At 33.2% G+C, this 23,514-nt stretch carries 18 protein-coding genes; 4 read left to right on the top strand and 14 right to left on the bottom strand.

What is annotated here, in order from left to right:
* Positions 1 to 19: 19 nt before the first annotated feature.
* The 10 genes from Q0678_RS10885 to Q0678_RS10840 all read right to left on the bottom strand — a co-directional run bounded on the left by Q0678_RS10885 (position 20) and on the right by Q0678_RS10840 (position 14,413).
* Positions 20 to 1,747: a SulP family inorganic anion transporter gene (locus Q0678_RS10885; RefSeq protein ID WP_299057766.1), complete on the bottom strand. Its 1,728-nt coding sequence runs from the start codon at positions 1,745 to 1,747 to the stop codon at positions 20 to 22.
* A 61-nt stretch (positions 1,748 to 1,808) separates the two neighbouring features.
* Complete coding sequence (ruvB, locus tag Q0678_RS10880; protein ID WP_299057764.1) at positions 1,809 to 2,831, bottom strand: Holliday junction branch migration DNA helicase RuvB; 1,023 nt, start codon at positions 2,829 to 2,831, stop codon at positions 1,809 to 1,811.
* 120 nt (positions 2,832 to 2,951) lie between these two features.
* Positions 2,952 to 4,733: a cbb3-type cytochrome c oxidase subunit I gene (locus Q0678_RS10875; RefSeq protein WP_299057762.1), complete on the bottom strand. Its 1,782-nt coding sequence runs from the start codon at positions 4,731 to 4,733 to the stop codon at positions 2,952 to 2,954.
* 36 nt (positions 4,734 to 4,769) lie between these two features.
* On the bottom strand, positions 4,770 to 5,777 hold the full coding sequence (locus Q0678_RS10870) for a cytochrome c oxidase subunit II (protein ID WP_299057759.1): 1,008 nt from the start codon (positions 5,775 to 5,777) through the stop codon (positions 4,770 to 4,772).
* Positions 5,778 to 5,815: 38 nt separating this feature from the next.
* The gene (locus tag Q0678_RS10865; protein WP_299057757.1) at positions 5,816 to 7,297 is read right to left on the bottom strand and encodes a quinol:cytochrome C oxidoreductase; all 1,482 of its coding nucleotides are present in this window, start codon (positions 7,295 to 7,297) and stop codon (positions 5,816 to 5,818) included.
* A gap of 28 nt (positions 7,298 to 7,325) precedes the next feature.
* Positions 7,326 to 7,874, bottom strand: a complete 549-nt coding sequence (locus tag Q0678_RS10860) for a cytochrome c (protein ID WP_299057755.1) — start codon at positions 7,872 to 7,874, stop codon at positions 7,326 to 7,328.
* Between the two features lie 10 nt (positions 7,875 to 7,884).
* Positions 7,885 to 8,412: a DUF3341 domain-containing protein gene (locus tag Q0678_RS10855; RefSeq protein ID WP_299057753.1), complete on the bottom strand. Its 528-nt coding sequence runs from the start codon at positions 8,410 to 8,412 to the stop codon at positions 7,885 to 7,887.
* Between the two features lie 2 nt (positions 8,413 to 8,414).
* Positions 8,415 to 9,869, bottom strand: coding sequence for an NrfD/PsrC family molybdoenzyme membrane anchor subunit (gene nrfD / locus Q0678_RS10850; protein WP_299057751.1), 1,455 nt, complete (start codon positions 9,867 to 9,869; stop codon positions 8,415 to 8,417).
* Positions 9,870 to 9,977: 108 nt separating this feature from the next.
* Positions 9,978 to 13,028: a TAT-variant-translocated molybdopterin oxidoreductase gene (locus Q0678_RS10845; RefSeq protein ID WP_299057749.1), complete on the bottom strand. Its 3,051-nt coding sequence runs from the start codon at positions 13,026 to 13,028 to the stop codon at positions 9,978 to 9,980.
* Positions 13,029 to 13,105: 77 nt separating this feature from the next.
* On the bottom strand, positions 13,106 to 14,413 hold the full coding sequence (locus tag Q0678_RS10840) for a c-type cytochrome (protein WP_299057747.1): 1,308 nt from the start codon (positions 14,411 to 14,413) through the stop codon (positions 13,106 to 13,108).
* 195 nt (positions 14,414 to 14,608) lie between these two features.
* Here Q0678_RS10840 and Q0678_RS10835 point away from each other — a divergent pair, with 195 nt between their 5' ends.
* Positions 14,609 to 14,977 carry an SPOR domain-containing protein gene (locus Q0678_RS10835; protein WP_299057745.1) on the top strand — a complete coding sequence of 123 codons (369 nt, stop codon included), beginning with the start codon at positions 14,609 to 14,611 and terminating at the stop codon, positions 14,975 to 14,977.
* Positions 14,978 to 14,981: 4 nt separating this feature from the next.
* On the opposite strand, the gene Q0678_RS10830 is transcribed toward Q0678_RS10835, so the two are convergent.
* The 4 genes from Q0678_RS10830 to Q0678_RS10810 all read right to left on the bottom strand — a co-directional run bounded on the left by Q0678_RS10830 (position 14,982) and on the right by Q0678_RS10810 (position 18,760).
* Positions 14,982 to 15,539: a DUF2911 domain-containing protein gene (locus Q0678_RS10830; protein WP_299057742.1), complete on the bottom strand. Its 558-nt coding sequence runs from the start codon at positions 15,537 to 15,539 to the stop codon at positions 14,982 to 14,984.
* A 145-nt stretch (positions 15,540 to 15,684) separates the two neighbouring features.
* A complete protein-coding gene (gene feoB / locus Q0678_RS10820) occupies positions 15,685 to 17,796 on the bottom strand; it encodes a ferrous iron transport protein B (protein WP_299057738.1) in 2,112 nt (703 codons plus the stop codon).
* Positions 17,797 to 17,803: 7 nt separating this feature from the next.
* On the bottom strand, positions 17,804 to 18,028 hold the full coding sequence (locus Q0678_RS10815) for a FeoA family protein (protein ID WP_299057736.1): 225 nt from the start codon (positions 18,026 to 18,028) through the stop codon (positions 17,804 to 17,806).
* Positions 18,029 to 18,079: 51 nt separating this feature from the next.
* Positions 18,080 to 18,760, bottom strand: a complete 681-nt coding sequence (locus Q0678_RS10810) for an SCO family protein (RefSeq protein ID WP_299057734.1) — start codon at positions 18,758 to 18,760, stop codon at positions 18,080 to 18,082.
* Between the two features lie 171 nt (positions 18,761 to 18,931).
* On the opposite strand from Q0678_RS10810, the gene rseP reads away from it, so the two are divergent.
* From rseP to Q0678_RS10795, 3 genes are read left to right on the top strand one after another with little or no spacing between them, the layout of a single operon-like run.
* Positions 18,932 to 20,278 (top strand): RIP metalloprotease RseP, encoded by a 1,347-nt coding sequence (gene rseP, locus Q0678_RS10805; RefSeq protein ID WP_299057732.1) that lies wholly within the window; start codon positions 18,932 to 18,934, stop codon positions 20,276 to 20,278.
* Positions 20,279 to 20,314: 36 nt separating this feature from the next.
* A complete protein-coding gene (locus tag Q0678_RS10800) occupies positions 20,315 to 23,008 on the top strand; it encodes a T9SS type A sorting domain-containing protein (protein ID WP_299057730.1) in 2,694 nt (897 codons plus the stop codon).
* 6 nt (positions 23,009 to 23,014) lie between these two features.
* Positions 23,015 to 23,485 (top strand): hypothetical protein, encoded by a 471-nt coding sequence (locus tag Q0678_RS10795; RefSeq protein WP_299057728.1) that lies wholly within the window; start codon positions 23,015 to 23,017, stop codon positions 23,483 to 23,485.
* The last annotated feature ends 29 nt before the right edge of the window (positions 23,486 to 23,514 follow it).

Raw genomic sequence — 23,514 nt, 5'->3', positions numbered from 1 at the left:
TTTAAAACTCTAATGGTATTTATTTGTATGCTTGATGGATGTATTTTGCATACTTTTCTTGTTTTTTTCTGTCTCCTGTTTTGTAAAATTTTACCGCATCATTTACCCGCATAAAAAAATGATTGATATCTATTATTGATAAAATTCCGCTTCGAAACAAGTCGTCTCTTACCGGGCCTTTTACGCCTGCAAATAAAAAGGTAACTCCTTTCTTTTTATAAAAACTAATACGTTCTTTAAGCATTTCTACCCCTGTACTATCTACTCTGTTTATACTTTCTGCATCTACCACAATTATTTTTAAATCGTTGCCTTTAACAAGCGCCATTTCATCGAGTTTATCTCTAAAATAACTAGAATTCGCATAATAAATTTGTGCATCAAACCTAAAAATTAAGATATCATTTTGAATTTCTACTTCTTCGAAACGGCTTTTATTTCGATAAAAATTAGAATCAGGCACTTTGCCTAACTCGGCTACATAAGGTCTAGAGGTTCTAAAAATTAATACAATTAAAGAAAGTCCGACACCTACTATAATTCCAAATTTAATACCTAATGATAACGTAGCAATAAATGTAGACAACATCAACCAAAAATCTAAGTGATTTGCTTTCCATAAAAAAGCGGCTTCTTTAAAATTTACCAAGCCAAAAACAGCAACAATAATAATTGCTGCAAGTACTGTTTTGGGTAAATAATAAAAATATGGTGTTAAGTATAGTAATGTTATTACAACCATTACTACAGAAATTAGGGCAGCCATACCTGTTTTTGCTCCGCTCTCTTGATTTATTGCCGATCTAGAAAAACTTGAAGTAGAAGGATATGCCTTAAAAAAAGAGCCCATAATATTACTAATTCCAAGTGCAATTAGTTCTTGATTGGGTCTTATTCTGTACTCGTCTTGTTTCGCTTCGAGTGATTTTCCGATAGAAATAGTTTCTAAATACCCAACCATTACAAGTGTAAATGCTATGGGTAACAATTCGGTTATTAAATCTGTATCGTATTCAGGAATAGAAAACGTTGGTAACCCAGACGGAATTTCTCTTATAATAGCAACATCATTAAAAGAACTACCAAAATATCTCATGGTTACAATCCCAAGAATAACAACAATTAAAGCATTTGGAATTTTCTTATTAATCTTTCTAAAAATAATAATTATCAGCATAGAGAGAATACCAATACCTGTTGTATGGTAATTATAACTTGCCATTTGAAGCCAAATATCTTCTATAACATATTGTATTTGTTCGCTTTGAATAAAATTTACACCAAACAAATTGCGAAACTGATTGAAACCGATAATAAGTGCTATCGCAGATGTAAAACCAGTAATTACTGGCTTCGATAAAAAATTTACAATAAAACCTAAACGAAAAATACCCATTAAAAATTGAAGGGAACCTACCATTAATGCTAATAAAATGGCAATAGAGATATAACTATCAGATCCTGTTAATGCCAGTGTAGAAACGCCTGTGGCAACTATTAAAGAATCCATGGCAACAGGCCCAATAGCCACTTGCCTAGAAGATCCAAAAATAGCATACATAACTTGGGGAATTAACGCACAATACAACCCATAAATAGGTGGTAAACCTGCAATAAGTGCATAGGCAATACCTTGCGGAATTAAAACAATACCTACTGTAATACCACCAATTAAATCTCCCTTAAAATAAGAAACATTATACGTTGGTAACCAGTCTAAAATTGGTATTATCTTTTTAATATTCATGCTACTCTGCCTATAAAATAGGCTTATTAATTTCTTTGTATTATACTTTAATTTCTATTTTTTAAAACAATTCTCCTTGATTTCTTCCTCTTTCTCTACCTAAATGAGTATACGCCAATTCGGTAACTTCTCTTCCTCTAGGTGTTCTCATAATAAAACCTTGCTGTATTAAAAAAGGTTCATATACTTCTTCTATAGTCTCAGTATTTTCTGATACTGCAGTTGCAATAGTGCTTAAACCAACAGGGCCTCCTTTAAATTTATCAATAATAGTTAGTAATATTTTATTATCCATTTCATCTAAACCATGTGCATCTACATTCAATGCTTTTAAGGCATATTTTGCAATCTCTATGGTAATACTTCCATCTCCTTTTATCTGTGCAAAATCTCTAACTCTACGTAATAGAGCATTTGCTATTCTAGGTGTTCCTCTACTTCTACCTGCAATTTCTATCGCAGATTCCATAGAAATTGGCACTCCTAAAATATGAGCACTTCTTTGAATTATAGTGGTTAATAACTCCGTTTTATAATAATGTAATCGGCTACTAATACCAAAACGCGCTCGCATTGGTGCTGTTAATAATCCTGAACGAGTAGTTGCACCTATAAGCGTAAAAGGTTCTAAATTAATTTGAACAGTTCTGGCATTTGGGCCAGACTCTATCATAATGTCAATTTTATAATCTTCCATTGCAGAATACAAATACTCTTCAACAATAGGGCTTAGTCGGTGTATTTCATCAATAAACAATACATCTCGCTCTTCAAGGTTGGTTAACAGTCCCGCAAGATCACCTGGTTTGTCTAAAACAGGCCCAGAAGTTACCTTAATGCCTACTTGTAATTCATTTGCTAAAATATGTGCAAGTGTTGTTTTACCTAAACCAGGAGGGCCATGGAATAGGGTATGATCTAAGGCTTCGTCTCGCTGATTGGCTGCTGCAACAAAAACTTTTAAGTTATCGAGTGCTTGATCTTGACCTGTAAAATCGTCAAAAGAAAGTGGACGTAATTTTTTTTCTACGTCTAATTCTTCGTTAGATAAATTTGTGTTTTCAGGATTTAAATGCTCATTCATAATAACAAAGATAAATGATTTTAAACGACATTTATGTAAGAATTGTTACATAACAAAAAACCTTTCCAAGAAACTTGGAAAGGTTTTTATAAGTATAGTGTACTCTTAAATAATCTTTTTTTATGAAGGGTCTTCTCCTTCTAATAAAGGTGTTGTTTGTAAAACAAAATCTTGACCGTGTAAATAATCACTATCATCATCTTTTGGATCTACACGTTTACTGTAATCGTAAGCCCATCTATGTACTTCTGGTAATTTACCTGGCCAGTTACCGTGAACGTGCTCTACAGGTGTTGTCCACTCTAAAGTATTAGAATTCCATGGGTTTTGAGTTGCTTTTTGACCTCTATACATTGAGATAAAGAAGTTTGCAATAAATATAATTTGAGCTAAACCACCAACTAATGCAAAAATTGTAATTACAACATTGATTTCTAATAAATCATCAAACATTGGAAAGTTTGTATTCGAATAATATCTTCTTGGTAAACCTGCTAATCCAATAAAATGCATTGGCCAAAATACGCCATAAGCACAGATAATAGTAATCCAGAAGTGCCAGTAACCTAATGTTTTATTCATCATTCTACCGTACATTTTAGGAAACCAATGATAAACACCTGCGTACATACCAAAGATAGCAGATACACCCATTACTAGGTGAAAGTGTGCAACAACAAAGTACGTGTCATGTATATTAATATCTAAAGCAGAATCTCCTAAAACTAACCCTGTTAAACCACCAGTTACAAAAGTAGATACCAAACCAATAGAAAAAAGCATGGCTGGGTTTAACTGTAAGTTTCCTTTCCATAGAGTAGTTACATAATTAAACGCTTTAACCGCAGAAGGAATTGCAATTAACAATGTTGTAAAGGTAAATACAGATCCTAAAAACGGATTCATACCAGATACAAACATATGGTGACCCCAAACAATTGTAGATAAAAATGCAATTGCCATAATAGAACCAATCATTGCTCGATATCCGAAAATTGGTTTTCTAGAGTGTGTAGAAATAATTTCTGATGTTATACCCAAAGCAGGTAATAATACAATATATACTTCTGGGTGACCTAAGAACCAAAATAAATGTTCATATAATACTGGTGATCCTCCTTGATAATGCAATACTTCACCTGAAATAAAGATGTCTGATAGGTAAAAAGAAGTTCCAAAGCTTCTATCAAAAACTAATAATAGTGCTGCAGATAATAATACCGGGAAAGAAACTACACCAATAATTGCAGTGATAAAGAAAGCCCAAATTGTTAATGGCATTCTTGTCATTGTCATTCCTTTTGTTCTTAAGTTTAATACAGTTACGATATAGTTTAAAGAACCTATTAAAGAAGATGCAATAAATATAGCCATAGAAACCAACCATAATGTCATACCTGCACCAGAACCTGGTATTGCTTGTGGCAATGCAGAAAGCGGTGGGTAAACTGTCCATCCTGAAGAAGCAGGACCTGCTTCAACAAATAAAGAGATAACCATGATAATACTAGATAGAAAAAACAACCAGTAAGATACCATGTTTAAAAAGCCAGAAGCCATGTCTCTTGCACCAATTTGCAAAGGAATTAAAAGGTTCGAAAAAGTACCACTTAAACCAGCTGTAAGTACAAAGAAAACCATTATTGTACCATGTATTGTAACCAATGCAAGGTAAATATCTGGATTCATTACACCGTCTGTTTGATGAGGGCCTAAAAAAGCTTCTATGATAGAAAATGATTTTTCTGGCCATGCTATTTGCATACGAAATAACATAGACATAAATACACCTATAATACCCATAAACATACCTGTTACTAGGAATTGCTTAGAGATCATTTTATGATCTTGAGAAAAAAGATATTTTGTTACAAATGTTTCTTTATGATGATGTTCTGACATAATCTTATAAATTTGTAGGGTCTTATTTAATTATAATTATTTAATAACTGATGATAATGTTGGCTGTTCTGCAATCCATTTATCGTATTCATCTTGCTCTACAACAGTAATTTTCATTTGCATGTTGTAATGAGATGCACCACAGATTTTGTTACATAACAGTAGGTAATCAAAAACATAAGGGTCTTCTCCTTTTGCTTTTCTTATCTTATTAATACCATTGGTTTTTTCAATTACCTCTGGATTTTGTCTCATTTCATCGGTAGTATACTTTGGTGTAAAACCAAACTCTGTAACCATACCTGGTACACAATTCATTTGTGCTCTAAAGTGTGGCATGTATGCAGAATGTAAAACATCTTGAGAACGGAACTTAAAATGTACCTTTCTACCTTTTGGTAAATACAATTCTGTAACTTGTTTGTCATCAGCAGAATTTTTATCAGACATATCTACACCCATTGTGTTAATACCTTTGATAAAATTAACATTACCAAAACCTAAAGTATTATCTTCACCGGCATAACGTGCATCCCATCTAAATTGTTGAGAATATACCTCAATAACTACAGGGTCTTCTGAGTTAGATAAATCCATGATGTTGTTCCATTGCCACAATCCGTAACCAATTAATAAAACCAACACCACAGCTGGTGTAATTGTCCAAATTGCCTCTAATTTATGACTATCAGAGTAAAATTTAGCTTTCTGACCTTTTTTACCTCTGTATTTAAACGTAAAGTAAAAAATTAAGAATTGCATAAAAAACTGAACAATACCAATTAACCAAAATGTAATATTAAAAAGATTGTCATCATGTTCTCCTTCAAAAGAAGCAGACTCTGGTAACATAATTACATTCATAAATATTAAGCAATAAATCATCATTGCATAAAGGAAAACCATAAAATAAATGGCATATGTACCTTGTTTCTTGTTGTCGTCATCAGTAGCAATAATGCCTCTAAAGTTCATTATTCTGGTAATTTGCCAGAAACTTACTCCAATTGCAACAGCTATAAAAATATAAAATAAAGCTAGCATAGTTATCTCGTCTTAATTATTTTAATTCAATTTATTTGTTAATGATGATCTCCTGAATCTTCACCTCTATGTTCTATATTATAATAATGAAAGTGATTACTTTCTTCTAAAAAAGGATTTCCTTTTGGTATTGGATTTGCTTTTGCAAAGGCTGCAAATGTAGCATAAATAAAGATTCCTAAGAAAAATAATAGGGCACTAATTTCTGCAATACCAAATGACCATTGAGCACCTACTGTTGCAGGCATTACCATTACAAATACATCTATATAATGACCTGCAAGTATAACAATACCACCTAATACTACAAACCAAGGAAGGCTCTTAAAGTCGCTATTTAATAACAATAGAACTGGGAAAATAAAGTTCATAGCTACCATGGCTAAGAAAGGTACTTTATATTCATTAAACCTTGCTACAAAATAAGTAGTCTCTTCTGGAATGTCTGCATACCAGATTAACATAAATTGAGAGAACCATAGGTACGTCCAGAATACTGAAAAACCGAACATGAATTTTGCTAAATCATGAATATGACTGTCATTAACTGCAGGTAAAGCTCCTTTATGTCTTAAATAAATAGTTACTAAAGCAATTACTGTTAATGCACTAACTAATAAACTAGATAATACATACCAACCAAATAATGTAGAGAACCAGTGTGGGTCTAGGCCCATAATCCAATCCCAAGACATCATCGATTCAGTAATCATGAACAAAAACAAGAATCCAACAGAAACATTGTAGTTTAACTTATATGTTTTACCACCGTCATTTGCTGTATCTTCTTTAATAGAATTTTTTCTGATAAACCATCTGTAAGCATTCCATATTGCTAAATAAGCAATACTTCTAATTGCCCAACCTGGTACATTCATCCACCAAGATTTACCATCTACAATAGGGTCGTAATTTGGACTAGCTGGGTCAAAAACACCCTCGCCCATCCAAGGGAATAAATGATTTAAATGCATAACTGTTGCAATAATTACTAATAACATTGCAATAGATGTAGGTACAATATTCGCTGTAATAGCCTCCATCACTCTAAATAAAACAATAGACCAACCTGCTTGTGCAACACGTTGTATAGCGTAAAAAGCTAATACTAATAATGTTGTTCCTAAAAAGAAAAACAATGCTACATATAATGCAGCCCAAGGTTTGTTTTGTAATTGATGTAAAACGTGTAAAGCATGTTCATCATCATGATTTTCTGCATGAGCGTCTGTCTTAGCATGAGAATCTTCTGTTACATGATGACCATTATCATCATGAGCGTGTGCAGCTTCTGAAGCATGAGCATCTGCTACAACTACTTTCTCATCATGATGAGCTTGTTCTTGACTATCACCATGTGAAGCACCATGAGAAGAACCATGTGCTGACTGATGAGCTATAATTTCTTTTGCTTCTTCAATTGTAGAGGGTGCATTTAAAAAACTAAATACAATACCAAAGGCACCTAAAATAATTAGGGCTAAAGAAACTTTTTTTAATTTACCTGAGAATTGATACATATCTTATCCTGTTCTATCTTGTTAGAATCTATTTTGACAAATCTGCACGTAAAACTTCTACGTACTGTACTATTTGCCAACGTTCTTTATAAGTTAATTGAGATGAATGAGAACCCATAAGGTTTTTACCGTGCATTAAAACATGATAAATACTACCTTCTGTAAGGTCTCTGTCTTTATAATTTGGGATACCTAAAAACTTTTCTGCTTGAGATAAGTATCCATTTCCGTCTCCTTTACTACCATGGCAAGAAGTACAATATATCGTGTACATAGCTTTACCATTTGCTAAATTTTCTTCAGTAGCCTCTAAAGGATTCTTTAAGTTTGTTTTAGCCAACTCATACCCTTCATTGGTATCTAAATACTCATAAGCAGCATGGCCACCTCTAGCAATTGTACCTGCTACTGGCTTTAAATTTACAGGGTCTCCTAATAGGCCGTTTTCTGCATCTGTATTGTAAGGTACAGATTCATACATGTCTGGCATATATTGTAATTGAGGCGTACGTTTATCATTACAAGATATAATACTTGTAAATACAACTAAAGCAAAAATTATTTTAATATTCTTCATTATCTATATATTAGTGCTTATCTACTACATTAATTTCTACAGCACCTGTTTTTGCTAATAAAGCTGTTAATTCTGCTTCATTATTATGTACAGGTATTTCCATCAAAAAGTGGTCATCTGTTGTTCTTGGATCAGGGTTTTCTGCATCCTTAAAAGGCCATAATCTACTTCTCATATAAAAAGTAATTACCATTAAATGGGCTGCAAAAAATACTGTTAATTCAAACATAATTGGCACAAAAGCTGGCATGTTTGCAAACCAAGAAAAGTTTGGTTTACCACCAATATCTTGTGGCCAATCTTGTATCATCATGTAATTAGTCATCCAAATAGCAAAACTTAATCCAGTAATACCATATAAGAAGGCAGTAATTGCCAATCTGGTTGGTGCTAATCCCATTGCTTTGTCTAAACCATGCACTGGAAAAGGACAAAAGACTTCTTCGATGTGATGATGTGCTGCTTTTACGTCTTTTACGGCGTCTAAAAGCACCTCGTCATCAGTATAAAACGCATGAATAACTTTTGATGATTCCATAATTACTCTTTATCTAATTTATCGGTTGTACCTGCATTACTAACTACATTAATAGCTGGCTTAGTTGGTATTCCTTGTTCTCTTCTTTTCTTATAAAATTCTCCAGAAGATTTTAATATTGTTTTTACTTCTGCTTGTGCTATTACTGGAAAAGTTCTTGCATATAATAAGAATAACACAAAGAAGAATCCAATAGTACCAATAAAGATACCTACATCTACAAAAGTAGGCTCGAAACGCCACCATGTAGATGGTAAATGACCTTTACTTAATACAATAGCAATAATATCGAAACGCTCGAACCACATACCAATGTTAATGGCAATAGAAATAATAAACGTAATGATAAAACTTCTTCTGAATTTCTTAATCCATAATAACTGAGGCGTTATAATATTAAATATAATTAACGACCAGAATGCCCAAGCATAAGGACCTGTTGCAGCTCCTACAGATAAGTACGTATAGTTTTCATAAGGCGAACCTGTGTACCATGCAATAAAAAATTCTGTTGCATAAGCTACGGCTACAATACCACCAGTTAAAATAATTACAATGTTCATATACTCTATGTGCATACGTGTTATGTAATCTTCTAAATTGGTTACTTTTCTCATGATACCTAATAAAGTCTGTACCATGGCAAATCCTGAAAAGATTGCACCCGCTACGAAATAAGGTGGAAAAATAGTTGAGTGCCATCCTGGATTGATAGAAGTAGCAAAATCCATAGATACGATAGTGTGTACAGAAAGTACTAATGGTGTTGCTAAACCTGCAAGTACCAAAGAAACTTCTTCAAAACGTTGCCAATCTTTTGCTCTACCCGACCATCCGAAAGATAATAAAGCGTATATTTTCTTTTGAAATGGCTTTACTGCTCTGTCTCTAATCATTGCAAAATCTGGTAATAAACCTGTCCACCAGAAAACTAATGAAACTGATAAATAAGTAGATATTGCAAAAACATCCCAAAGTAATGGTGAGTTAAAGTTTACCCATAACGAACCGAATTGGTTTGGCAAAGGCAATACCCAATAAGCATTCCATGGTCTACCCATGTGAATAATTGGAAACAAACCTGCTTGAAAAACGGCAAAAATTGTCATTGCTTCTGCAGAACGGTTAATCGCCATTCTCCATTTTTGTCTGAATAATAAAAGTACTGCAGAAATTAATGTACCTGCATGACCGATACCTACCCACCATACAAAGTTGGTAATATCCCAAGCCCAACCAATGTTCTTGTTTAATCCCCAAACTCCAATACCTGTTCCTACGGTATAGAAAATACATCCAAATCCCCATAGCATTGCTGCTAAAGAAATGTAAAATGCTATATACCAATTTTTATTTGCAGCGCCTTCTATTGGCTTTGCAATGTCTTCGGTAATATCGTGATAACTTTTATCACCTAATACTAAAGGTTCCCTTATGGGTGCTTCGTAATGAGACATATTTATTACTTATTTTTATTTTTAGTTTAAAAGTTTTAAAATGTTCTTAAAGTTATAAAGCTAAACTTACTTTTTTTACTTTATACTTTTACAACTTTTTTAACTCATTTACACTTCGTTTGTATTTCTAACTTTTACTTGATACACTACGTTTGGCTTGGTTTGTAGATAATCTAAAACGTGGTAAGCTCTCTTGTCTTCTGCCAAAGCAGCTACCTGATCTTTATCATTATTTACATCACCAAAAACCATTGCTCCGGTAGTACATGCAGAAGAACATGCTGTAGAAAACTCATCTTTATTTACAGCTCTTCCTTCTTTTTTAGCTTTTAAAATAGTTGCTTGTGTCATTTGAATACACATAGAACATTTTTCCATAACTCCTCTAGAACGAACTACAACATCTGGGTTTAACACCATTTTACCGTATTCATTGTTCATATTAAAGTCGAACTCTTTATTGTCTGCGTAATTAAACCAGTTAAAACGACGAACTCTATAAGGGCAGTTGTTTGCACAATATCTTGTACCCACACATCTATTATATGTCATTTGGTTTTGACCCTGACGACCGTGTGTTGTTGCCGCAACCGGACAAACTGTTTCACATGGTGCATGGTTACAGTGCTGACACATCATTGGCTGAAAAGTAACTTCTGGATTTTCTGCCTCCGTTTCTAATGCCTTATACATATCGCCTCTGCTTAAGCCAAGCTCTTTTGCATCTTCTCTTGTTTCTACTTCAGAAGAATAATATCTATCAATACGCAACCAGTGCATATCTCTACCTACTCTTACTTCTTTTTTACCTACAACTGGCACATTGTTTTCTGCATGACATGCAACAACACAAGCACCACAACCAGTACAAGAGGTTAAATCGATTGATAAATTAAAGTGATGCCCAACTTCTCTGTTGTGCTCGTCCCATAAATCAATTGTTTTAGCTTCTACTTCTTTATGATCGTAAGAGACAAATGCAGGCTTGTTCCAAGAATGCTTTGGATCTACATTGCTATTGTATTCTTTTAAAGTAGCTACTTTTAAAATATCATGACGGCCAGCAATTGTTTTTTGCACCTGAGTACAAGCAAATTGATGCGTACCAGAAGCTTTTTCAATAGTTGCTCCGTATTGTATATTGTTTGCGTTGTTGTATAGTGCATATGCGTTTACACCAACTTGCATTTCTTCTTTTAAACCAAATGTTTTACCAAAACCAAGTGCCAATCCAATAGATCCGTTTGCTTGCCCTGGCTGTATCATTACCGGTACTGTTACAGAAACACCGTTAACAGTTACTTTGGCATAATCACCATCAATAGCACCATTATCTTTTACAGGATTTGCAAAACCTAACGTATTTGCATCTGAAATAGACATGGTTAAATAATTATCCCAAGAGGCTCTTGTTATAGGGTCTGGAAACTCTTGTAACCAAGGGTTGTTTGCTTGCTTACCATCTCCTAAACCTGTTTTGGTATATAAGTTTAATTCAAACCCAGTAGCTTTATTTGCAGAAGCATATAATGCAGCGGCAGCATCTGAAATTGAAATTGATTTTTTGTTTGATGAAGCTACAACTGTTTTGTTGTAAAAACCATTGTGTAATGCTGTAGACCAAGAACTACCATTTAAAACATTTGAAGTTGCAAAAGCTTTTAAATAATCGTAATATTTGGTGGTGTTACCAGACCAATTTAACAACGTGTCTTGTACTTGACGAGTGTTAAATAAAGGCTGAATTGTTGGTTGCATTAAACCATATGTTTCTTCATTAAACTGAGCATCGCCCCAAGACTCTAAAAAGTGAGGTGTTGGCAATACAAATGTTGAAGCATCTACAGTTTTGTTATTATCAGTTGATAAAGCAACAGATAATTCTACTTTTTTAAGTCCTTCTAAAAATGCACCAGCGTTTGATAAAGAATACGCAGGGTCTACATTGTAAGAAATAAGACCTGATACATTACCAGCATTCATGTTTGCAACTAATTCTGCAACATCAACATCGTTTCCTTGACGGATATTTAAAGTATTATTTACATCAATAATTTCACTATTGATAGCATTGTTAATTGCTAACGAAATTAATTGAGCGTTTTTATCATTTAAACCTGTTAACACAACACCTTTAGAACCTGATTTCTTAAGTTGAGATGCTAACTTTTTGATTGTTGCATCTACAGGAGTTGCTTTAGAAGGTAAATTTTGCCCAGTAATTTGGTTGTATAAATTTAACAACGCAAACACTTGATCAGAAGGTTTTACAACCACTCTTTTATCAGAATTTGCACCTGTTAAAGACATGTTACTCTCTACTTGCACATGGTAAGACATGTGACCTGCTTCTGGCTTTCTACCAGCTATGTATTGTTTTTCGAAACCACCATGAAAATCACCTAAAAAATCGGCACCAAAAGAAACAATTGTCTTTGCTTTGTTAAGGTGATAATTTGGTAATGCACGTTTGCCATACATTGCTAACATTGCATCTGCAGCACCTGCTTCTGAAACAGCATCATAAACAACGTGTTTAGCATTTGGATAAGAAACCAAAAACTCTGCTACAATTTTCTCTGTAGAAGGGCTTGCCATAGAACCTGTTAATAAAACAACAGGTTTGTTTGCCTCTTTAAGTTCGTTTAATTTTGCAACAATCTCTTTATCAGCAGTATTCCATGAAATTGCTTCACCAGACTTTGTTGGTTCTTTTAAACGTAGTTTTTCATCATATAAAGATAAAATAGCAGCTTGTACTCTTGCACTTGTTGTTCCGTTTGCCTCTTTGTTTGGCATAATTTGAATCGGACGACCCTCGCGAGTTTTTACCAAAACATTTGCAAAATCAAAACCATCTGCCATTGAAGTAGCATACCAATCTGCAACTCCAGGAATTACATCATCTGGTTGTACTACGTAAGGTATCGATTTTACAACCGGTCCTTGACACGCAGCTAACGAAGCAGCAGCTGTAGTAAAGCCAACATATTTTAAGAAATCTCTACGAGAAGTAGACGAAGTCTCTAATGTTTCTTTATCACCTAAAAACGCTTCTGTAGAAATATCTTCTATAAATTCGTTTTTACTTAACGTTTCAACAATAGAACTATCTTTTAGTTCCTCAACACTTTTCCAGTATTTTTTGTTTGAAGCCATCTTATCTTTTGTTATTAGTTGTTAGTTTTCGGTTTTAAATTATCGCTAAAACCAAACTATACTTATATTTCTATTAATTAGTAATGACATTTACCACACTCTAAACCACCTAACTGTGCCGCTGTAACTTTTTCTACACCGTACTTTTTAGCTAGCTGTTCATGTATTTTAGCGTAATACTCATTTCCTTTTAAATCTACTTTTGTTTCTCTATGACAATCAATACACCAACCCATTGTTAATGGAGCGTGCTGATACAATTCTTCCATTTCCTCTACAGGTCCGTGACATTTCTGACATTTAACACCCTGTACCGTTACGTGTTGAGAGTGATTAAAATACACAAAGTCTGGCAGGTTATGGATACGCACCCATTTAATTGGCTGTGTTTCTCCCGTATACTCAAGATTTTCTGCATCCCAGCCAGCGGCTTTATAAACCTTTGCAATTTCTTTGTCTAATTCTTGCTTACCAAGAACTACTCCATCTTCTAATTCTACCACAGTATTCTCTGCTACTTCAGAAATGTTTTTATGACAGTTCATACAAACGTTTACCGAAGGAATACCAGAATGCTTACTATGTTTCGCCGAAGAGTGACAGTATTGACAATCTATCTTATTATCTCCTGCATGAATTTTGTGTGAAAACACAATTGGCTGCACAGGCTGATAACCTTCATCTACACCTACTTTAAAAAGTGTGCCGAAAACAATATAAGCACCCATTAAAGCTGCAAATATCACAAACAAAACATGTAAGAAAGTATTCTTCTTTATACCTTCCCAAAGTTCTTGCAAATCTCTTTTTAAGTTAGATTCTACAGAAGGTTTTTTAACACCTTTTAATTCATTTACTTGTTTTAGCAATGAAGCTATCATTAAAAAGGCTACAACAATTGCACCTGCTAAAAGATAGATAATCCACTCTGGCGCCCCACTAGTAGAACCAGCTGAAACAGCTGCTACAGCACCTGCAGGAGCTGCTTTCTTTATTTCGCCAACAGTTGTATAATATAAAATATCATCTATATTTTGATCTGTTAACTGCGGAAAAGCACTCATGTTAGAGCCATTGTATTCTTCAAAAATAGCAACAGCATCTGCATCGCCAGTTGCTCTTAATTCTGCGTTGTTTTTTATCCATGCTTTTAACCAATCGTTCTCTCTACGAGATTCGATACCAGCTAACGCAGGACCTACCAATTTCTTATCTAATTTATGACAAGAAGCACATAGAGATTTAAATAACTTTTTCCCTTCTTTTTGCCTCGCTTCGTCTACATCTTGTGCATACGTAGAAATACTAAATGCAAAAAATAAGAGCATTAATAAGCTCTTAAGAAGTACTGTGGTTCGTTTGCTGTGCAATGCTACACTTTTCATATTTAAAACTTTGTTTAAAAATATCTATAATTAAATGAGAAATCCCATTTTTTTTTATCTCAACAAAAGTACTACTTATTGCCAAAATTTAAAATACTAAAGGAAGCTTAAATACTAATTTATATTTATTCTAAATAAGTAAAAAGTTCAATATAATACCAAAGTTGTGGTTATTTTTGTAAAAAAACTATCGAGATGAAAAACAAATTAACACGCTTTATTTTTACTTGGCTACTTCTTGCAATTAGCTATTCTTCTTTTTCACAAGGTGTTACAAAACAGTCTGTAGAAATAGAAAATATGATTGCTAAAAAAAGAAGCTATAACAGCAAACATGGTTTTGGTTATAGAATTCAACTTTACAACGGCTATGAAGAAAAGGCAAGAAGTATAAAAGCTAGTTTTGATGAACATTTTTCTGGAAATTTCTCTAAATTAGTTTACAAAGCTCCTGAATGGAAAGTTCATGTAGGAAACTATAAAACTAAACTAGAAGCCGATAAAGAGATCGAAAAGTATCAGAAAAAATACACTGGTATTATTGTAGTACCAATGGGCAAATAATCTTTTATAATATTTCTGATATCGGTACTGAAACAACCGTATTGCCCCATCCGATATAAAAAGTTAAAACATCAAACTCATTTAAGCTAAATAGCATTGAAAAAGCCTCTATGGTTTTTTCTGAATTTACCACCGCTGCTTCTACCCTTAAAACATCTTGTTTTTCATCGTAGGTATAGTGCCCCCAAACGTTTCTAACACTGCTTAAAATTAGAGTCCATTCTTTTTCAGACGGAATGGTAAACAACGTATAAGTACCTGCTTTTACTTTTTTACCAGCAAATAAAACATCTTTAAAAAAAGTAATTTCTGGCGCTTCATTGGCACCGGTTCTCCAAACTCCTTTGTCGGAAACTGCTGCTAACTTTGCAAAATCTCTCCCTTTTAGTTGTGGTCTGCCATAAATAACCTTCACCAATTTGTCATTGTTTTTCCAATCTGTAGGATACACAGCTGCATCCATCGGACTTAAATCTAACCTTGGGAAGTTTTGCGCAACAGAAGTGCTACTCACAAAGATTGACAAAAAAAGAATTAAAACGGTAGAGAAAATATTTTTCATTTTTTAAGTAGTTTTATTTTGTTAAATATACAATATTAACACTTACAATCTGAACTACATCCTTTAATTTTACGAGGGAAGAAATATTTTTTTATCAAAAAAAATACTGCGAAAACAACCAATGAATAAGCTATAACTTCTTGCATTAACTAAGTATTTGATAGGTTATAAATGAGGCAACATAAGCTAATAACCCCATACCAAATAATTGTATTAAAGGCCATTTCCATGTTTTTGTTTCTCGCTTAACAATCGCTAAAGTAGCCATACACTGCATTGCAAAGGCGTAAAAAATCATTAAAGACATGCCTACCGGAAAGTTAAAACGCTTTTCACCTGTTACAGTATTTACTTCAGACTGCATTTTTTCTTTAATAGTTGCAGTATTTTCATCATCAGAAGCTACACTATAAATTGTTGCTAAAGTACCTACAAAAACCTCTCTTGCTGCTAAAGAGGTAATTAATGCAATCCCAATTTTCCAATCGTAACCCAGCGGTTTGATAACTGGCTCTACTGTTTTTCCTAAAATACCGATATAAGATTTTTCCAACTTTACAGAGGCTATTTTTTGCTGCAATTCTTTAGTAGATAAATTGATGTTTATTGGATCTTTTTCTATATTCTGAGCTACATTATCAAAAGAAGAAGGACCGTTAGACGCTAAAAACCACAAAACAACCGACAAGGCTAATATAATTTTACCAGCCTCTAGTACAAATGATTTAGTTTTTTCTACAACTTCGAAAAATACATTTTTAAAAGATGGTAGTTTGTAATTTGGCATTTCTACAACAAAAAACGACCGTGTTTTAATATCTAATGTCTTGTGTAAAATATACGCCGCTATAATTGCTGTTATAAAACCCAATGCATATAAAGACAACAAAACCAAGCCCTGTAAATTTATAAAACCTAAAATTTTTGTGTCTGGTATAATTAAAGAAATCAGAATTGCATATACAGGCAAACGTGCAGAACAGGTAGTAAAAGGGGTTACTAAAATGGTAATTAATCGCTCTTTCCAACTAGAGATTGTTCGAGTTGCCATAATTGCTGGTATGGCACAAGCTGTTCCAGAAATTAACGGAATAACACTTTTACCATTCATCCCAAAACGACGCATAATTTTGTCCATTAAAAAAACAACACGACTCATGTAACCTGTTTCTTCTAGTATGGCAATAAATAGAAAAAGAATGGCAATTTGAGGTATAAAAATAATAACACCACCAATACCTGGTATAATGCCTTCTGCTAATAAATCTGTTAAAACACCCGGATCTAGATTACTTCTTGCAAAATTAGAAAGCGATGCAAAGGTGTTGTCTATAAGATCCATTGGCAATGTTGCCCAATCAAAAACAGACTGAAAAATCAAAAACAATAACAATACAAAAAAGAAATAACCGAAAATTTTATGGGTAAAAATTTTATCTAATTTACCACGCAAATCTGTTGCTTTTGTTTTGTCTACAATATATGTTTTCTTTAAAATTTTATTAATTTCTTGATAACGATATATGGTTTCTTTGTGTTGATATTTCTTTAATTTAGAAACGTCTTTTTTAAAGGCTAATAATTTTTCTTTTTCTGATTTTGTGATGGTATCTGGGTAATTGTTTTGTGTAACCATTAACCACAACTCGTACAAAGAATAATTTGGACTTATTTCTTTTAGCTTGTCAAAATAATCTGGATCTATTTGATGGTTAATACCACAAAGCGGTGATGCTTTTGCAGCAACATGGCAACGAATAATTGCCGATTTTACCTCATTTATACCTTCATTTTTTCTGGCACTTATTAAAACAACTTCTGTATTTAACTCTTTTTTTAATAGTGATAAATCAATTGTAATGCCCTTTCTGTTCATTTGATCTACCATATTGATCGCTAAAACAGTTGGCACTTCTAAATCTTTAATTTGTGAAAATAAAAGTAAATTTCTTTTTAAGTTCTCTACATCTGCAACCACTAAAATTACATCTGGAGACTCTTTAATATCTTTTTTTAATAGCGTTTTTAAAACAATACTCTCGTCTAACGAAGTTGGATTAATACTATAAGTACCCGGTAAATCTGTAATGATAGCATTTTGTGTAGAAGACAATTTACTAACACCTTCTTTTTTATCGACCGTTACCCCAGGGTAATTACCTACTTTTTGATTTAAACCAGTTAGCTGATTAAAAAGAGAGGTTTTACCTGTATTAGGGTTTCCTATTAATGCAACTTTTATATCATTTTTAGCCATATAAATACTAGCTTTTTAAAATTTGAATCATAGCTGCAGTCTCTTTTCTAATGGCCAAATGACTACCATTAACACAAATATATAACGGGTCTTTTAAAGGTGCAATTTGCACCAATTCTACCTCTGCGCCTGGTAAACAACCCATTTCTAATAACTTTAGCGGAATTGACTCTAAAGACTCTTCAGAAACATACCCTATTTCTCCAATTAGTAAAGATGCTATTGTATTCAATATTTTTATTTTGGAGAACAAAGATACTCATTTAGAATGATTCTAAACAAGTTATTTCGATGCATATTCTTCTTTTAGCAAAACAATGTCTTCTTTTAACTGCTGCATCTCTTTTGTATCGGTACCATCATAATAGCCTCTAATGCGTCTTTGCTTGTCTACCAAGACAAATTGCTCGGTATGAATAAAGTCGTTTTCATCGCCATTACCTTCATCTAAAACAGCAAAATAACTTTTTCTTGCTAAGTTATAAATGTGCTTTTTAGGCCCTGTAGTTACATTCCATTTACCATCTAAAACCCCTTTTTTTAAAGCATATTCTTTTAAAACAGAAACACTATCAATTACAGGTGTTACCGAGTGAGAGAGAAACATGATATCAGTATCATTTTTATAAAATTCTTGCAATTCACTCATATTAAAAGCCATTGCAAGACAAATGGTTTGGCAACGCGTAAAAAAGAAATCTGCAATATAAATTTTATCTTGATAGTCTTTATTGGTAATTATTTTTCCGTTTTGATTGATCAATTCAAAATCTGCAATTGTATGGTTCTTTTGAACATGTAAAAGGCTCTCATCTACCAATCTAGGGTTTACATCGATAGGATTGTAAACTTTTAAACGGTTTTCTACTTTTAATAAATGATAAAAAACTGGGAGAGATATTGCAGAAAAAACTACAAAAAACACAAGAGTTGGTGTCGACTTTTTAAAGAATTTTACATCCATATAAATAATTTATAACAACAAATTTACAATATAATAGGACTTTAGTAAAGGAAACGAAAACAAATACTTTCAAAAAATTTTGTTAAAATAAAAAGGGAACTAAATTTGTACTTTTTATACGACCTTTAAAAACGTACATTTGTCACTATTTTAATTATGATTTAATACTGAATGGAAATATTAATAAAAGCATCGCAATTTATTTTAAGTTTATCTTTATTAATTGTTTTGCACGAATTAGGGCACTTTATCCCTGCAAAATTATTTAAAACAAGAGTCGAAAAATTTTATTTATTCTTCGATTACAAATTCTCTATTTTTAAGAAAAAGATTGGCGATACCGTTTATGGTATTGGCTGGATTCCTTTAGGTGGATATGTAAAAATATCGGGCATGATAGATGAAAGTATGGACACCGAACAAATGGCTTTACCACCAAAACCATGGGAGTTTCGATCTAAACCTGCATGGCAACGTTTAATCATAATGCTTGGTGGTGTTTTTGTTAATTTTGTACTTGGTATCTTCATCTATATTTTGTTAATGTACGCTTACGGCGAAAAGTTTTTACCAAACGATAGCGTTGCAGACGGAGTATGGGTACAAGATTCTTTGGCTGTAAATCTAGGATTACAAACTGGTGACAAAGTAATTTCTATTGATGGTAAAAAGGTTCAGAAATTTAATGAATTAACCCTTGGTTTTATCAACGGAAACAATTATCAAATAGAAAGAAATGGCACGCTTATTAACCAAGAAATACCAGAAGATTTTATTTCTCAATTAGTAGACAGAGGTAAAGATGCTGGCGCCTTTTTATACCCAAGATATCCGTTTGCTATTGCAAATGTTTCTAAAGATTCGCCAAATATTAATTCAGAATTAAAAGTAAAAGATATTGTAGTAGGCATTAATGGTACGCCGATAAAATATTTCGATCAGGCACAAAATGAGTTAGATAAGTTTAAAAATCAAGATATTTTTATCAATGTAAAACGAGGTGATGAACTTAAAGAAATTGCCGTAAAAGTAACTACAGAAGGTAAATTAGGTGTTGGTTTAGGTAAATTAGGTGCAAAAGATTTAGAGCAATTAGGGTATTATAAATTAGCTGAAGTAGAATATTCTTTTGCAGAAGCAATACCTGCCGGATGGAACAAATCTGTAAAAACACTTACAGATTACATCAAACAATTAAAAAAGATTTTTAATCCAAGTACAGGGGCTTACAAAGGTTTGGGAGGGTTTATCTCTATTGGTAGTATTTTCCCTAGTGAATGGAGTGCAGAATCTTTTTGGAATATTACTGCATTTTTATCTATCATGTTAGGTTTTATGAACCTTTTACCAATACCGGCACTAGATGGTGGGCATGTTGTGTTTACCTTATGGGAAATGATTACGGGTAAAAAACCAGGAGATAAATTTTTAGAATACGCCCAAGTTACAGGCTTTATATTGTTAATTGCCTTGCTACTTTTTGCTAACGGAAATGATATTTTTAGATTATTTAAATAAAAATATTAAATTTAGACGCTACTTAAAAAAATAATTATGAAAAGAAAATTACTTATACCTTGTTTTGCAGTTGTCGCTATTACGATGATAAGTTTTTATTACAGCAACAAAAACAATTCTTCTTCTTTTATTAATAAAGAAGAAAAACTAAAAACTACTAAAAAAACAGAAAGCACAAGACAATTGTATGCTATTGAAAGAGAAAAACATGAATTAGAAATGCAAAAAAACCCTTTAACAGGGGTTGTTCCTTTAGAAGAAAAAGAAAAAGAACTAGCAGTTTCTCTAGAGCTTAAAAAGAAAAAAGAATTACAAAGAGCTACCATAAGTACCTATACAAGTAGAGGTCCTTCTAACTTAGGTGGTAGAACAAGGGCTTTTGCTTTAGATTTATCTGACCCTACTAGTAAAACAATGTTGTCTGGTGGAGTAAGTAGCGGTTTATTTAGAACCACTGATGGCGGTGCAAATTGGACAAAAGTAACCACTCAAGGACAAATTCACAATGTATCTGCTTTGGCACAAGACCCTAGAACAGGATTTCAAAATATTTGGTATTATGGAACTGGCGAGTGGTCTGGCAATAGCGCAAGTCTTGGTTCTTCATATCGTGGACAAGGAATTTGGAAATCTACAGATAACGGTTTAACTTGGAGTATTTTATCAGGAACAGACTCAGATCAAACAGTATTTGACACTCCTTTTGATTATACAAACGCACTAGAAGTACACCCCGTAACTGGTGAGTTATTTATAGCAAGTACACAAAATATTTACAGGTATGATGGCACTACTTTTCATATAGAGTTATCTAATGATACGCAAGACTTTTCTGACCTGGTTATTTCTGATGCAGGAAAAGTGTATGCAAGTTTTGATGGTGGAACTACTTTAGAAGGTGTTTGGTTATCTCCTACAGGAACAGGCTCTTGGACACAAATTGCTAAAAATGGTACTCCAACAGACTGGGCTGCAACAGGTAGAATTGTTTTAGGTGATGCTCCTTCTGAAGAAGGGATGATATATGCTTTATACGTAAATGGAAATTCTGGTGGAAAGGAAGCAGATTTATGGCAATTTAACCCAACATTAAACACATGGGTAAACTTTTCGAGCAAATTACCAGATGAAGCTGGCGGAGATTCTGCTGGAAACGACCCTATAGCAGTACAAGGTGGTTACGATCTTGTTGTTTCTGTAAAACCAGATGATGAAAACTTTGTAGTAATTGGGGGTACCAACGCTTATAAGATAGAAAACATCAATACAGATCCTACTTTCTTAAGAATTGGTGGGTATGCAAGTAACTCTGGGTATGCTCAGTATTCAAATCATCACCCAGACATACATGATTTAACTTTCGACCCAAACAATTATTCTACCTTATTCAGTGGTACAGATGGTGGTGTTCACAAAACAACAGACATTTCTGCAAACCCAATAGTTTGGGAAAGTTTAAATAACAACTACATTACTTACCAATATTACCATGTAGCTCTAGACCCTTTATCTGGTAGTAACATTGTTCTTGGTGGCGCACAAGATAACGGAACTACAGTTGGTGGTACAGATGCTGGCTTAGCAGATAATAAAACAATGAACTCTGTATTTGGTGGAGACGGTGTTGCCGTTGGCTTAGCGAGAAGAAATACAGCTACAGGTTCAGCTTTACAATACTTTTTGGGTTCTCAACAAGGTAACATTTACACAAATTACCCAAGTGGATTAAGAAACATAAAACCAACAGGTTCTCCTAGTGGTAATAGCGCTCAATTTGTTACTTATTTTTATGTAGACCCAGATAACAATGATTTACTATATTATGCAGGTAATAACGATTTATATAGAACCAATGCTTCTGAAACAGTAACAAGTGCAGATTGGGTAAATGCAGGAAGCTTACCTACAAATGAAAATTTAAGAACTTTTGCAACCACCAGAGGTAATTATAACGATTTTACAAGCTTTTTACTAGTAGGTGGTAATAGTGGTGGCGTTTTTAAAGTGGTAAACCCAAAAAACACTTCAAGTATTGGCAACGCTGTAAACATAACACCTTCTGGCGCAACTACCACAAACAACACCATTGTTAGTGGTATTGCTATACACCCAACAAACCCAGACATCGTATTAGTTACTTATGCTAATTATGGTATACAAAGTATCTTTTTATCTAATGATGCAACTTCTGCATCACCAACTTGGACACTTGTAGAAAGAAACCTTTCTGCACACTCAATTCGTTCTGCAGCTATTGCGCAAGTAGGTGCAGAAACAGTATATTATGTAGGAACTGCGAGAGGCTTGTATAGCTCTTTAGACCCAACAACAACCGACTGGGAAATGGAAGGTGCTTCTGAAATTGGGTTATCTTTAATTAGCGGATTAGTTTACAGACCTTCTGACAATAAACTGTTAATTGGTACTCATGGTAATGGTATGTTTGAAACTACAGTAGAAAGCACACTTTCTACAAAGAATTTTAACACCAACAATCTTGAAGTTTCTTTTTACCCAAATCCAACTCAAAAAACTCTAAACCTACAGAGTAATTCTTTAGATTTAAGTAAAAATGTTACTTACACCATTTCTGATATTACAGGGAAAATAGCCAAAAAAGGAACGCTTAACGCCCAAAAAATAAATGTTGAAACATTAAACAATGGTATCTATATTGTTCAATTAATAGCTGAAGGAAAAAACCAAAGTTTTAAATTTATTAAAAACTAGTTTACAATGGGGAAAATAAAATTTTCAGCAATTCTATTAGTTGGTAGTCTTTTCTTTGGATGTGCCAATACCTATCAATTAGACAAAAAAGCTAATTTCGAGCTTTCAGAGTCATATTATACAATTTGGTCTTCTGGTGTTAAAGGTGGTGGTAGTGGTTTTAATATTTTTATTGAAACCGCCTTAAATAGCAACTTTTCAGATAAGAATATTAAAATTCAAGGTATTTATTTTAAAGAACAGTACGCTAAACTTAAGTTTCAAAAAAATAATGAATACCAAGCTTTTATTAAAGAAGAAAGTACAACAGAGTCTTTAAAGCCAATTAGCAAACAAATAACAAAAACGGTAGTTAAAGAAAAAATACCTTTTACTTTAAAGGACAATGAAGCCGTTGTAAAATATCTGATAAAAGAAAAACAACACTATTTTAAAATTATACTAACTAAGAAGGAGACAATGGATATACCCATGTAACCCTTTAAATTGATATTAAAAAAAGACGC

The organism is uncultured Polaribacter sp. (genome assembly GCF_947497125.1).
Classification (GTDB): domain Bacteria; phylum Bacteroidota; class Bacteroidia; order Flavobacteriales; family Flavobacteriaceae; genus Polaribacter.
Note: the sequence above shows the minus strand (reverse complement) of the source record. Positions and strands in the feature narration are given on the sequence as shown.